Origin of the sequence: Streptomyces sp. NBC_00271 (genome assembly GCF_036178845.1) — a bacterium.
In the GTDB taxonomy this organism is placed as follows: Bacteria; Actinomycetota; Actinomycetes; order Streptomycetales; family Streptomycetaceae; genus Streptomyces.
Window position 1 is genome coordinate 4,260,823 of sequence record NZ_CP108070.1, and the last position, 13,796, is coordinate 4,274,618.

Here is a 13,796-nt window from a genome sequence, read left to right on the forward strand (position 1 = left end):
TCCGGTCCGCTCTTGGTCCGCTCTTGGATTAATCGGTTGAGGTAACGCGGGTGGAGTGTCCGACGATAGGGGGTGGTGCACCACCGACCGCACTGCCGTCGACGACTCCGAGAGAAGCCGCGTGCTCATACGACTGCTTCGGACCTACCTCAGTCCGTACAAAAAACCCATCGCTCTCCTCGTGCTGCTGCAGTTCCTGCAGACCTGCGCGACCCTGTACCTGCCGACCCTGAACGCACACATCATTGACAACGGTGTCGTCAAGGGAGACACGGGTTACATCCTGTCCTTCGGTGCTCTGATGATCGGGATCTCGCTGGTCCAGGTCGTCTGCAACATCGGCGCCGTCTACTACGGCGCCCGTACGGCGTCCTCCGTCGGCCGGGACATCCGGGCCGCCGTCTTCGACCGGGTGCAGTCCTTCTCCGCACGCGAGGTGGGCCACTTCGGGGCCCCCTCCCTGATCACCCGCACCACCAATGACGTCCAGCAGGTGCAGATGCTCGCCCTGATGACGTTCACCCTGCTGGTGTCGGCGCCGATCATGTGTGTGGGCGGCATCGTGCTGGCCCTCGGCCTGGACGTGCCGCTCTCCGCGGTCCTGGTCGCCGTGGTGCCGGTGCTCGGCATCGGAGTGACCCTGATCGTGCGCCGGCTGCGCCCGCTGTTCAGGACCATGCAGGTGCGCCTGGACACCGTGAACCGGGTGCTGCGCGAGCAGATCACCGGCAACCGCGTCATCCGCGCCTTCGTCCGCGACGACTACGAGAAGGACCGCTTCGAGTCCGCCAACGCCCAGCTGACCGAGGTGTCCCTCGGTACCGGCCGGATGCTCGCCCTGATGTTCCCGATGGTCATGACCGTCGTGAACCTCTCGTCGATCGCCGTGGTCTGGTTCGGCGCCCACCGCATCGCCAGCGGCGGCATGCAGATCGGCGACCTGACCGCGTTCCTCGCCTACCTCATGCAGATCGTGATGTCCGTGATGATGGCCACCTTCATGTTCATGATGGTGCCGCGCGCGGAGGTCTGCGCCGAGCGCATCGAAGAGGTCCTGGACACCTCGTCGAGCGTCGTGCCGCCGAGCGCGCCCGTCGTGGAGCTGCGCCGCCACGGCCACCTGGAGATCCGCGGCGCCGGGTTCCGCTACCCGGGTGCCGAGGAGCCCGTCCTGAAGTCCATCGAACTGGTGGCGCGGCCGGGTGAGACGACCGCCGTGATCGGGTCGACGGGCAGCGGCAAGTCGACGCTGCTCGGACTCGTGCCCCGGCTCTTCGACGCCACCGACGGAGAAGTCCTCGTCGACGGCGTGGACGTGTCGACCGTCGAGCCGAAGCTACTCGCCAGGACGGTCGGGCTCGTCCCCCAGAAGCCGTACCTGTTCGCGGGGACGGTCGCCACCAACCTCCGGTACGGCAATCCGGACGCGACCGACGAGGAACTGTGGCACGCGCTGGAGGTGGCGCAGGCCAAGGGCTTCGTGGAGCGGCTGGAGAACGGCCTGGACTCGCCGATCGCCCAGGGCGGCACCAACGTCTCCGGCGGTCAGCGCCAGCGCCTCGCCATCGCCCGCACCCTCGTCCAGCGCCCCGAGATCTACCTCTTCGACGACTCCTTCTCCGCGCTCGACTACGCGACGGACGCGGCGCTGCGCGCGGCGCTCTCCCAGGAGACCGCCGAGGCGACCGTGGTGATCGTCGCCCAGCGGGTGTCGACCATTCGGGACGCCGACCGGATCGTGGTCCTCGACGAGGGCCGGGTGGTGGGTACGGGGCGTCACCACGAGCTCATGGCCGACAACGAGACCTATCGGGAGATCGTGCTCTCCCAGCTGACGGAAGCGGAGGCCGCCTGATGGCCGGGCCCATGGGACGCATGATGGCCGGGGGCGGCCCCGATCAGCGCTCGATGGATTTCAAGGTGTCCGGGAAGAGGCTCCTGGCGCAGTTCAAACCCGAGCGCGTCACCATGTACGGGATGCTGGTCGCCGTCGTCCTGAGCGTGGGGCTCTCGGTGGTCGGGCCGAAGATCCTCGGCAAGGCCACCGACCTGGTCTTCGCGGGCATCATCGGGCGGCAGATGCCGGCCGGCGCGACCAAGGCCGAGGTCCTCGCCTCCATGCGGGGGCGCGGTGAGGGCGGCATGGCCGACATGCTCGCCGGGACGGACTTCACCCCCGGCAAGGGCATCGACTTCGATGCCGTCGGAAACGTACTGCTGCTCGCGCTCTGTACGTTCCTGCTGGCCGGTCTGCTGATGGCGGTGGCGACGCGCCTGGTGAACCGGGCCGTCAACAAGACCGTCTACCACATGCGCGAGGACCTGCAGGCGAAGCTCTCGCGGCTGCCGCTGTCGTACTTCGACAAGCGCCAGCGCGGTGAGGTGCTCAGCCGCGCCACGAACGACATCGACAACATCCAGCAGACCCTGCAGCAGTCGATGGGCCAGCTGGTGAACTCCCTGCTGACCATCGTCGGCGTGCTCGCGATGATGTTCTGGGTGTCGTGGCTGCTCGCGCTGGTCGCGCTCGTCACGGTCCCGCTCTCCTTCGTCGTCGCCACGCGCATCGGCAAGCGCTCGCAGCCGCACTTCGTGCAGCAGTGGCGCACCACCGGCAAGCTCAACGCCCACATCGAGGAGATGTACACCGGGCACACGCTGGTGAAGGTGTTCGGGCGGCAGGAGGAGTCGGCGGCGCAGTTCGCCGAGCAGAACGAGAAGTTGTACGAGGCCGGGTTCAAGGCGCAGTTCAACAGCGGGGTCATGCAGCCGCTGATGATGTTCGTGTCGAACCTGAACTATGTGCTGGTGGCGGTGGTCGGCGGTCTGCGCGTCGCGTCCGGCTCGCTGTCGATCGGCGACGTCCAGGCCTTCATCCAGTACTCCCGCCAGTTCTCGATGCCGCTGACGCAGGTCGCCTCGATGGCGAACCTCGTGCAGTCCGGTGTCGCGTCGGCGGAGCGCATCTTCGAACTCCTCGACGCGGAGGAGCAGGAGGCCGACCCGATGCCGGCGGCGCGCCCCGACGAGCTGCGCGGGCGGGTGGCGTTGGAGAACGTGTCCTTCCGCTACGACCCCGAGAAGCCGCTCATCGAGGACCTGTCGCTGAAGGTGGAGCCGGGCCACACGGTGGCGATCGTCGGCCCGACCGGTGCCGGCAAGACCACGCTGGTGAACCTCCTGATGCGGTTCTACGACGTCACCGGCGGCCGGATCACCCTCGACGGGGTCGACATCGCGTCCATGTCCCGGGACGAACTCCGGGCCGGGATCGGGATGGTGCTCCAGGACACCTGGCTGTTCGGCGGCACGATCGCGGAGAACATCGCGTACGGGGCCTCGCGTGAGGTCACACGCGGGGAGATCGAGGAGGCGGCGCGGGCCGCGCACGCGGACCGTTTCATCCGTACGCTCCCGGATGGCTACGACACCGTCATCGACGACGAGGGCACGGGGGTCAGCGCGGGCGAGAAGCAGCTGATCACCATCGCGCGGGCGTTCCTGTCCGACCCGGTGATCCTCGTCCTCGACGAGGCGACGAGTTCCGTCGACACCCGTACGGAGGTGCTGATCCAGAAGGCGATGGCGAAGCTCGCGCACGGGCGGACGTCGTTCGTGATCGCCCACCGGCTCTCCACGATCCGGGACGCGGACACCATCCTCGTGATGGAGAACGGGTCGATCGTCGAGCAGGGCGCGCATGCGGAGCTGTTGGCGGCGGACGGGGCGTACGCGCGCCTCTACAAGGCCCAGTTCGCCCAGGCGGTGGCCGAGGTCGACTAGCGGGTGGGGGTGGGTAGGGGTGCGGGGAGGTGCGTTTCCTCGCCCCCGCCGCCCCTACCCGTCCCATCCTCCTGGGGCTCCGCCCCAGACCCCGGAGGGTGGTCTTTCGACTGCGGGCCGGTGGGGGCTGGTCGCGCAGTTCCCCGCGCCCCTTGAGAGCGCTGGCGCGCATCTTTCAGCCTGTCCGGCGTTTGAGGACGAGGCCGTTCAGGCCGATAGGGGGTCTGGGGGCGGCGGGGGCGAGAGACGTCGGGTCAGTCCAGGTAGCCGCGGAGTTGGTCCGCGAAGGCGTGGTCCCTCAGTTTGTTCAGGGTCTTGGACTCGATCTGGCGGATGCGCTCGCGGGTGACGCCGAAGATGCGGCCTATTTCCTCGAGCGTGCGGGGGCGCCCGTCCGCGAGCCCGTACCGGAGCTGGACGACCTTGCGTTCACGCTCGCCGAGCGTGGAGAGCACCGCTTCCAGGTGTTCCCGCAGGAGCAGGAACGCGGCGGACTCCACCGGCGACGTCGCGTCACCGTCCTCGATCAGGTCGCCGAGCGCCACGTCGTCCTCCTCCCCCACCGGCGCGTGCAACGACACCGGCTCCTGGGCAAGGCGCAGCACCTCAGTCACCCGCTCGCCGGGAAGGTCGAGGTGCGCGGCGACCTCGTCCGGCGTCGGTTCGTAGCCCCGCTCCTGCAGCATCCGCCGCTGGACCCGCACGACCCGGTTGATCAACTCGACCACGTGGACGGGGACCCGGATCGTACGGGCCTGATCGGCCAGCGCCCGCGACATGGCCTGCCGGATCCACCAGGTCGCGTACGTCGAGAACTTGTACCCACGGGCGTAGTCGAACTTCTCCACCGCCCTGATCAGACCGAGGTTCCCCTCCTGGACCAGGTCGAGCATGGTGAGCCCGCGGCCGACATAGCGTTTCGCGACCGAGACGACGAGGCGCAGGTTCGCCTCGATGAGGCGGCGCTTGGCCATGCGGCCCATCACGACGAGTTTGTCGAGGTCGAGGGCGAGCTGACTGTCCAGGTCGGGGGCGAGGCGGAGCTTCTCCTCGGCGAAGAGTCCGGCCTCGACGCGACGGGCGAGTTCGACCTCCTCCGCCGCGGTGAGCAGCGGAATGCGGCCGATCTCGCGCAGGTACTGGCGGAACAGGTCCGAGGAGGGGCCTCCGGTGTCCGTACCGCGTCCCCGGGGCAGTTCGACGGGCTCCGGGACCTCGGCCTCGGTTTCGACCTCCACGGGCTCGGCCTCGGCCTCGGCCTCGACGGCGTCCGCCGCCGGCCCGTCCGGCTCCGTCTCGGGGTGGTGCGCGGCACCCCGCTGCGGGGGCACCGCCGTGACGACGTCGGGCTCGGCGTCCGTATCCGCGTCCGTGAGGTTGTCGGTCTGTGTGAGGGTCTGGGTCTGCACGGGGGCGACCTCCAGGAATGTCGCTGCTGAGGCGTGCGGCAGCGGTACGTCGGGGATGGGGTCGACGGCCTCGCCGCTGTCCATCCCGTAGTCGTTTGGCGGAACCGCGGGAATCGGAAACCCGTCGCGTGCGGGTCGGCCGCGCTCCGAGGACTCAGGCACCGCAACCCAGTGTGGAGTACGACACATCGCCGCCACGAGGGGCGTGCGGTGACTTTTTGCGTCCGGTCCGTGACCCGGTGGTTACCGTGCCCTTCGAGTGCGCAGCTCAGCACGCGCGAAACCGATTGAACGGCGTACGGGATTGGCATGTGCGCCGGGCCCATCCGGGCCGCCCGGGCCTCGGACCGGGCAGGGCGGCCTCAGAGCGCCTCCGCGCCCCGCTCGCGCAGCGCCTGTCCGTACTGCTGGAGCACCCACAACTCGTTCTGCACGGCCGCCAGCTGGGCCGGGTCGCCGTGGGCGCTCGCGCGGGACAGGGCGCCCTGGACGTCCACGACGCGGCGCTCGACGGCGCGGCGGCGGACCATGACGAGCTGGTCGCCCGCGTAGGTCTCGTCGACGGTCTTGCGCATGATCGCCTCGACGGCCAGCTCGGTGACCATGGAACGGACCACGTCGTCCGGGGCGGCCTCGCGGACCCGGACCAGATACTCCTGGGGGTCCTGCGTGCCGAACTCGGCGCCGCCCGACTCCATGATCGCCAGGCGTACGGCGGCGTAGGGCGCGGCGGTGAACTCGTCGATCCCGTAGGCGTCGAAGGCCGGGGAGACCAGCTCGGGCCGCTGGAGGGCGAGCTTGAGCAGCTCGCGCTCGGTGGCGTAGACGGGGTTGCGGAGGTTGAGCGCCGGGCCGCCCGCGGACGTCCGGACGGCGGCGTACCCCTGCTGGGGGCGCTGGCCGCCCGCGGGGGCCGGGCCCTTGCCGCCGCGGTCGCGGGCCCAACGGGCCAGCTGGGCCACCCGCTTGACCACGAACTGGGTGTCCAGGATGCCGAGCATGCCGGCGAGCTGCACGGCGACCTCGTGCTGGGCGCCGCTGTTCTTGATGCGGGCGACGATGGGCGCCGCCTCGTCCAGGGCCGCCGCGCGCCCCGCCGGGGTCTCCAGGTCGTAGCGCAGGATGATCTGGCGCAGGGCGAACTCGAAGAGGGGCGTGCGGGGTTCGACGAGGTCCGCGACCGCCTCGTCGCCCTTGGCGAGGCGCAGGTCGCAGGGGTCCATGCCGTCCGGCGCGATGGCGATGTACGTCTCGGCGGCGAACTTCTGGTCGTCCTCGAAGGCGCGCAGGGCGGCCTTCTGGCCCGCCGAGTCGCCGTCGAAGGTGAAGATCACGCGGGCCGAGCCGTTGTCCATCAGGAGGCGTCTGAGGATCTTGATGTGGTCGCTGCCGAACGCCGTGCCGCAGGTCGCGATCGCGGTGGTGATGCCGGCCAGGTGGCAGGCCATGACGTCGGTGTAGCCCTCGACGACGACCGCGCGGCTGGCCTTGGCGATGTCCTTCTTGGCGAGGTCGATGCCGTAGAGGACCTGGGACTTCCGGTAGATCGCGGTGTCGGGCGTGTTCAGGTACTTCGGGCCGTTGTCCGCCTCGTACAGCTTGCGCGCGCCGAAACCGACGACCTCGCCGCCGATGTCGCGGATCGGCCACATCAGGCGCCCGCGGAAGCGGTCGATGGGGCCCCGGCGGCCCTCCTGGGAGAGGCCGGAGAGGAGCAGCTCCTTGTCGGTGAAGCCCTTGCCGCGCAGGTGGCGGGTGAGGTGGTCCCAGCCCTGCGGGCTGTAGCCGACGCCGAAGTGCGCGGCGGCGGCCTGGTCGAAACCGCGCTCGGCGAGGAACTTGCGGCCCGCGTCGGCCTCGGGGCTGATGTCGAGCTGCTCCACGTAGTACTGAGCGGCGATCTTGTGCGCCTCGACCAGGCGGATCCGCTCGCCGCGCTGGTGGGAGGGGTTGTACCCGCCCTCCTCGTAGCGCAGGGTGATGCCGGCCTGCCCGGCGAGGCGCTCGACGGCCTCGGAGAAGGTGAGGTGGTCGACCTTCATCACGAACGTGATGGTGTCGCCGCCTTCCTGGCAGCCGAAGCAGTGGAAGAGACCCTTGCTCGGGCTGACCTGGAAGGACGGGGACTTCTCGTCGTGGAAGGGGCACAGACCCTTGAGGTTTCCGCCGCCCGCGTTGCGCAGCTGGAGGTACTCGGACACGACGGCGTCGATCGGGACCGCGTCCCGAACCGCCTTCACGTCCTCGTCGTTGATCCTTCCAGCCACGAGGTGATTCTACGGGGCCGGACCGACACTCCTGGGGCGAGGCGAACGCCCCGGTGTCAGGGGACCAGGCTGTCCAGCGGGACGTGCGGGTCGGCGAGTGCCTCGGTGTCCACCTGGGCCCGGGACCGGATGAGCCGCTGGATGGGTTCCGTGACGTCCCACACATTCACGTTCATCCCGGCCAGCACCCGCCCGTCCTTCATCCAGAAGGCGATGAACTGGCGCTTGCCCGCGTCGCCCCGGATCACCACTTCGTCGTACGTCCCCGGGGGCGCCCAGCCCGAGTACTCGAGCCCCACGTCGTACTGGTCGGAGAAGAAATAGGGCACACGGTCGTACGTCGTCTCGCGGCCCAGCATCGCGCGGGCCGCCGCCGGTCCGCCGTTGAGGGCGTTGGCCCAGTGTTCGACGCGCAGCCGGGTGTCGAAGAGGGCGTGCGGGAAGGAGGCGACGTCACCGGCGGCGTAGATGTCGGGATCGGAGGTGCGCAGGCGGTCGTCGACCGCGATACCGCCGCCGTGCGCGCGGTCGGCGATCTCCAGGCCCGCAGCCTCGGCGAGACCGATGCGCGGCGCCGCCCCGATGGCCGCAAGTACGTCGTGGGCCGGGTGCTCCTCGCCGTCGTCCGTGCGGGCGGCCAGCACCATGCCGTCCTGGCCGACGATCTCGGTGAGCCGGGCCCCGAAGTGGAAGCGGACGCCGTGCTCGCGGTGCAGCTCGGCGAAGAGGTTGCCCAGCTCGGGGCCGAGGACCGCGTGCAGCGGGGTCTGGTTGTGCTCGACGACGGTGACCTCGGCGCCGTACTCGCGGGCCGCCGCCGCGACCTCCAGGCCGATCCAGCCCCCGCCCGCGATCACGATGTGGCCGTTGTCACGGCCGAGCGCGGCCAGGACGCCCTTGAGGCGTTCGGCGTGGGCGAGGCGGCGCAGGTGGTGGACGCCCGCGAGATCCGTCCCGGGGATGTCGAGGCGGCGCGGCTCGGCGCCGGTCGCGAGGAGCAGCTTGTCGTAGTGGACGAGGGTGCCGTCGTCGCCGAAGCGGACGGTCTTCGCCGTGCGGTCGATGGCGTCGACGGTCTGGCCGAGGTGCAGCTCCACGTCGTTCTGCGCGTACCAGGCGGGTTCGTGCACGAAGACGCTGTCCCGCTCCTCCTTGCCGAGCAGATAGCCCTTGGAGAGCGGCGGGCGCTCATAGGGGTGGTCACGTTCGTCGCAGATCAGTATCACGCGGCCGGTGAAACCCTCCGCTCGGAGCGTCTCGGCCGCCTTGGCGCCGGCCAGGCCTCCTCCGACGATGACGAATGTCTGATCCGCGTCGACCACTTGATGCCTCCTCGTAACGTTGTCGCCAGGCGAGCGTCCCGCACGCAGCGTGATGCGGGAAGAGGGTGTGGCCCGATCAGGCCACGCAGGGTCACACTCCGCCGCCGCCTGTGGGGCGGGTGGTGAGCCTGAGGTGCAGTGAACGTGCCGAGGCGTCGGTGAGCGAGGCAATCTGGTCGACGATCACCCGCTTGCGCGCACGATCGTCCCCTGCTTCGTCGAACAGCGCCCGGAACTGCGGGTCAAGACCGTCCGGGGCGCGGGCGGTGAGCGCCTCGGCCAGCTCGGCGACGACGATCCGCTGATCGGCGCGCAGCCGCTCCTGCTCGGCGCGCTGCATGACGTACCGGTCGGCGACGGCCTTGAGGACGGCGCACTCGTGGCGGGCGGCGCGCGGGACGACCAGCTCCGCCGCGTACCGGGTGAGCCGGCCGGTGCCGTACCGCGTGCGGGTGGCGCCCTCGGCGGCCAGGCAGAAGCGGCCGATGAGCTGGCTGGTGGCGTCCTTCAACCGGGCCTGCGCGACGGCCGATCCGTCGTACCCGTGCGGCCACCACTCCTGTTCCAGGAGCCGGTCGAGGGCCTCGGAGAGCTCGGCCGGGTCGGTGTCGGCGGGCACGTACCGGCCGATGGCGACCTTGAAGATCTCCTCGCGTTCCGGCTCGGCGTGCAGGCAGTTGGGGTCGATGTGGCCGGCGTGCAGACCGTCCTCGACGTCGTGCACCGAGTACGCCACGTCGTCGGACCAGTCCATGACCTGGGCCTCGAAGCACGTACGGGTGCCGGGGGCGCCCTTGCGGACCCAGTCGAAGACCGGCCGGTCGTCCTCGTAGGCCCCGAACTTCGGGGAGGCGGGGTCGGTGGGGTGGGCGCCGCGCGGCCAGGGGTACTTGGTGGCGGCGTCGAGGGCGGCGCGGGTGAGGTTCAGTCCCACGCTGACGAGTTCGCCCGTCTCGTCCGAGTGGACGAAGCGCTTGGGCTCGATCCTGGTGAGCAGGCGCAGCGACTGCGCGTTGCCCTCGAAGCCGCCGCAGTCCTCCGCGAACTCGTTCAGCGCCTGTTCGCCGTTGTGCCCGAAGGGCGGGTGGCCGAGGTCGTGGGAGAGGCAGGCCGCCTCGACGAGGTCGGGGTCGCAGCCGAGGGCGGCGCCGAGCTCGCGGCCGACCTGGGCGCACTCCAGGGAGTGGGTGAGGCGGGTGCGGGCGCTGGCGTCCCAGGCCTGGCTGCGGGTGCCGGGGGTGACGACCTGGGTCTTGCCCGCGAGGCGGCGCAGCGCCGAGGAGTGCAACACGCGTGCGCGGTCGCGCTGGAAGGCGGTGCGGCCGGGACGTTTGTCGGGCTCTACGGCCCAGCGCTCGACGGACGACTCGTCGTACGTGTCGTACGCGCCCGACGTGGCGGGGTCGTCGTATGCCGTCGGTGCCTTCGCAGTGCCGTCCATGTACCCGACAGTAAACGCAGGCGGTGACAAACGGGGCGTGGGCTACCGCCAGGAGGCGTGGATCAGGCCGAGGCCAGCTCGCGTTCCGGTGCCGGTTCGGGGGTCGCCACGGTCTGGTCGTAGCGGTGCAGGATCAGGCGGGCCATCGCGGCGTGGCTGCCCAGCGGGGCGGCGGCGATCCAGGGGGCGGCCGCGGCGCACTCGGTGGCGAAGCGGCCGGGCGCGGTGAAGTAGGAGGCGACGGCGATGCGGTGGCGGCCACGCGCGGCCAGGGCGCGCACGGCGGCGGCGACGGTGGGCGCGGCGGAGGCGTACGCGGGGACGACGGGCACGCCGAGGCGTTCGGCCAGCAGCTGGGCGGTGCGGCGGGTGTCGGTGATCGACTCCGGGTCGCGCGAGCCCGCGGCGGCGAGCACGACCCCGCCGGCGCGCCGGTCCGCGTCGCTCATCCCGGTCCGCCAGCCGGCCTCGACGAGCCGCGCGTACAGCGTCTCGACGAGCAGGGGGTGCGGGCCGAGCGGGGCGGCGATACGGGCCCGCAGTCCCGGTACGGCGGCCGCGGCCTCGGGGATGTCCCGCTTGACGTGGTAGCCGCGGCTGAGCAGCAGCGGCACGAGAACGGCCCCGTCGGCGCCGTCCTCGGCGTCGAGGGAGGCGAGTGTGTCGGCCAGCAGCGGTTCGTTCAGCTCGATGTGGCCGAGGTGCACGGACAGGTGCGGGCGCAGCTCGCGGACACGCTCGATCAGGGTGCGTACGGTGCTCAGCGCGCGCGGGTCGCGGCTGCCGTGCGCGACGAGGACGAGCGGCGGCGGCGCGGGGCGGCGGGCCCCGTTCAGCGACACGAGGCTGAGCTGACTGCCGAGCTGGCTGGTGATCGCGTTCATGAGTTGCGCCGTACTGTCGAGGTGGGCGCCACCGAGCGGCTGCCCGCCGATGGAGGTCCCCCCGCTCGGGCGAAACCGAGAGTGGGAGAGGGTCCTGGACTCGTCGTGAGAGGGGTTCGACGCCGTCATGGACCGATGGTGACGGTACGAGGTTGCAGCGCGGTTGCACGGGCGTGTCAGGTGTTTTCCGGGGGTTCACGGCGCGGTGCGGTGGCGGTGTGAGCACCTCCCACCTGCGGTTCCGCGGCGCCGGGTGAGCCCGGTCACGGTACCCGGGCGAACCGAACGGACTTACGCTGCGTCCCCATCTGTCGAACACCGACGTGATCGGACGCCACCGGGGGGACGAACAACCATGCCGCGCCTGCCGCACCCGAGGATCCTCAGACCGCGGCTGCCCCGCCTGCCGCGCACCCGCGCCGGGCAGCGGCGGGCCGTGCAGACGGTCATGCTGCTGTGCGTGCTGGCGCTGCTTCCGGTGACCTGGCTGTACGTGAGCACGGCCGGCGGACTGCGCACCACGGCCGACGCGCCGCGCACCGAGGTCGCGGTGGTGTTCGGGGCCGGATTGTGGAACGGCGAGCCGTCCCCGTACCTCGCGCACCGGCTGGACGCGGCGGCGAAGCTCTACCGGGCCGGGCGGATCGAGGCCGTGCTCGTCACCGGGGACAACAGCCGCAAGGACTACGACGAACCGGACGCGATGCGGGCCTATCTGACGAAGCGTGGGGTGCCGGACCGGCGGATCGTCAGCGACTACGCCGGGTTCGACACCTGGGACTCCTGTGTGCGAGCCCGGAAGATCTTCGGCGTCCACGAGGCCGTGCTGATCAGCCAGAACTTCCACATCCGGCGGGCCGTCGCGCTGTGCCGGGCGGCGGGCGTGCGGTCGTACGGCGTCGGGGTCGACGCCACCCACGACGTCACCTGGTACTACGGGGGCACCCGCGAGGTGTTCGCGGCGGGGAAGGCCCTGCTGGACGCGGTGTTCAAGCCCGATCCGCAGTTCCTGGGGCCGAAGGAGCCGGGGGTGGCGCGGGCCCTCGCGGCGGCGCGGAAGTGAGGACGGTCATCGATCCCGCCGGTCTGACGCCCGCGGAACGCCGTGTCTGGGAGGCCTTTCCGCTCGGCGAGGGCGTCGACTTCCGCGAGGACCCCGCCTCCGCCTCCTCCGCCGACTCCGGCGGGAACCCCGCCGACGACCCCGCGGCCGGCGCCTCCTGGGGCCCCGAGCGGACCGTGCGCGCCGAGGTGCTGCGGGCGCTGCTGATCGACGGACCGGCGCACGACGGCGAGATAGCCGGCCTGAAGCTCACCGGCGCGCGCGTCACCGGACAGCTGGATCTCCGGTACGGGACCGTCGAACAGGCCGTGCAGCTGCGGTTCTGCCACTTCGAGCAGCCTCTGAAGCTGTACGGGGCGCAACTGCGCGCCCTGGTGCTGAGCGACTCGGTGCTCCCCGGGCTCAGTGCGGGGAACCTGCGCGTCGACGGGGTGCTGCGGCTCAGCTGCTGCCGGGTCAGCGGGCCGATACGGCTCCAGGGCGCGAAGATCTCCGGCGCCGTGTTCGTCAACGGGGCGCGGCTGGGCCGCCCGGCGGCACCGGACACCCCGGCCGCCGCGGACGCCTCGGACCGGGAAGGGGCCGAGGGACCGGTTCTCCAGCTCAACCACGCGGCCATCGGCACCGATCTGTGGGCCGTCGGACTCGTCGCGCACGGCCAGGTACGGCTGAACGGAGCCACGGTCGGCGGTCAGGTGAACCTCGACGACGCCGATCTGCGCGTACCGGCGGGCGAGACCGCCCTGCACGCCGAGACCCTGTCGGTCGGCACCGACCTGCGGGCCGTGCGGCTGCGCGCGCGGGGCCGGGTCAACCTGAGCGGGTCGAGGATTCCCCACCAGCTGAATCTGGCCTACGCCCGGCTGTCCAACCCCGGGGGTCCGGCCCTGCGCGCCAGCAGCTGTGTCATCGGCGAGCTATGGCTGCGCGAGGCCGCGCCGATCGTGGGCACCGTGAACCTGCGCCGCTCCCAGCTGGACCTTCTGCACGTGCCTCCGGGGGTGTGGCCCGACCGCGTCCGGATCGACGGCCTCGGCTACCGCGCCCTCGCCCCGCATCTGCCCGCCGAGCAGCGGCTACCGCTGCTGGAACGCGAGGAGGGCGGCTATCTTCCCCACGCCTACGAGCAGTTGGCCGCCGCGTACCGCACGGCGGGCGACGACGCCGCCGCGCGCACCGTCCAGCTGGCCAAACTCCGCCGGCACCGCCGCACCCTCCCCCGCTACGCCAGGTTCTGGGGCCGGCTGCAGGACGTGGCCGTCGGCTACGGCTACCGGCCGATGCGCGCGGCGGGCTGGCTGCTGTTGCTGCTGTGCACCGGTGCCACCGCCTTCACGCTGCACCATCCGCCCGCACTGAAGCCCGCCGAGGCACCCGGCTTCAACCCGGTGTTCTACACCCTCGACCTTCTGCTGCCCCTCGTCGACTTCGGTCAGGAGACGGCCTTCGCGCCGCGCGGCTGGTACCAGTGGCTCTCCTATCTGCTGATCGCCGTCGGCTGGATCCTGGCCACGACGATCGCGGCGGGCGTCACACGCTCCCTGAACCGCCAGTAACCAGTAGGCGCGCCATGACTCGAAACGGTGAACGGCTCCTGGGAACACGCCTGTTGGCAGGTGCCCCTGGC

General features: G+C 71.1%; 9 protein-coding genes. 4 read left to right on the plus strand and 5 right to left on the minus strand.

Translation table 11 applies throughout. The annotated features are described in order from the left end of the window. The first annotated feature begins 121 nt into the window (after positions 1–121). Entirely contained in the window at positions 122–1,855 is a 1,734-nt protein-coding gene (locus tag OG798_RS19785) for an ABC transporter ATP-binding protein (RefSeq protein ID WP_095854813.1), read from the plus strand. Further along, entirely contained in the window at positions 1,855–3,783 is a 1,929-nt protein-coding gene (locus OG798_RS19790; protein ID WP_121416217.1) for an ABC transporter ATP-binding protein, read from the plus strand. The genes OG798_RS19785 and OG798_RS19790 overlap by 1 nt, the downstream gene beginning before the upstream one ends. 254 nt (positions 3,784–4,037) lie before the next feature. Here OG798_RS19790 and OG798_RS19795 read toward each other — a convergent pair whose 3' ends face one another. From OG798_RS19795 to OG798_RS19815, 5 genes are all read right to left on the minus strand, one after another. Further along, on the minus strand, positions 4,038–5,354 hold the full coding sequence (locus tag OG798_RS19795) for an RNA polymerase sigma factor (RefSeq protein ID WP_095854811.1): 1,317 nt from the start codon (positions 5,352–5,354) through the stop codon (positions 4,038–4,040). Between the two features lie 200 nt (positions 5,355–5,554). After that, positions 5,555–7,459 (minus strand): DNA primase, encoded by a 1,905-nt coding sequence (gene dnaG / locus OG798_RS19800; RefSeq protein WP_095854810.1) that lies wholly within the window; start codon positions 7,457–7,459, stop codon positions 5,555–5,557. 56 nt (positions 7,460–7,515) lie between these two features. After that, positions 7,516–8,781: an NAD(P)/FAD-dependent oxidoreductase gene (locus OG798_RS19805; RefSeq protein ID WP_095854809.1), complete on the minus strand. Its 1,266-nt coding sequence runs from the start codon at positions 8,779–8,781 to the stop codon at positions 7,516–7,518. Between the two features lie 91 nt (positions 8,782–8,872). Then, on the minus strand, positions 8,873–10,222 hold the full coding sequence (locus OG798_RS19810; protein WP_095854808.1) for a deoxyguanosinetriphosphate triphosphohydrolase: 1,350 nt from the start codon (positions 10,220–10,222) through the stop codon (positions 8,873–8,875). Positions 10,223–10,284: 62 nt separating this feature from the next. After that, on the minus strand, positions 10,285–11,106 hold the full coding sequence (locus OG798_RS19815; RefSeq protein WP_257016838.1) for a sirohydrochlorin chelatase: 822 nt from the start codon (positions 11,104–11,106) through the stop codon (positions 10,285–10,287). A 355-nt stretch (positions 11,107–11,461) separates the two neighbouring features. Between OG798_RS19815 and OG798_RS19820 the strand changes: the two genes are divergently transcribed. Together OG798_RS19820 and OG798_RS19825 are read left to right on the plus strand one after the other, a co-directional pair. Beyond that, entirely contained in the window at positions 11,462–12,169 is a 708-nt protein-coding gene (locus OG798_RS19820; protein WP_095854806.1) for a SanA/YdcF family protein, read from the plus strand. An 8-nt stretch (positions 12,170–12,177) separates the two neighbouring features. Further along, on the plus strand, positions 12,178–13,725 hold the full coding sequence (locus tag OG798_RS19825; RefSeq protein ID WP_121418500.1) for a membrane-associated oxidoreductase: 1,548 nt from the start codon (positions 12,178–12,180) through the stop codon (positions 13,723–13,725). Positions 13,726–13,796: the final 71 nt, after the last annotated feature.

Bases quoted from the DNA above. Each gene is read 5' to 3' on its own strand.
- OG798_RS19790 (WP_121416217.1), top strand. From the start codon at position 1,855: ATGGCCGGGCCCATGGGACGCATGATGGCCGGGGGCGGCCCCGATCAG.
- OG798_RS19810 (WP_095854808.1), bottom strand. From the start codon at position 10,222: ATGGACGGCACTGCGAAGGCACCGACGGCATACGACGACCCCGCCACG.
- OG798_RS19815 (WP_257016838.1), bottom strand. From the start codon at position 11,106: ATGAACGCGATCACCAGCCAGCTCGGCAGTCAGCTCAGCCTCGTGTCG.
- OG798_RS19820 (WP_095854806.1), top strand. From the start codon at position 11,462: ATGCCGCGCCTGCCGCACCCGAGGATCCTCAGACCGCGGCTGCCCCGC.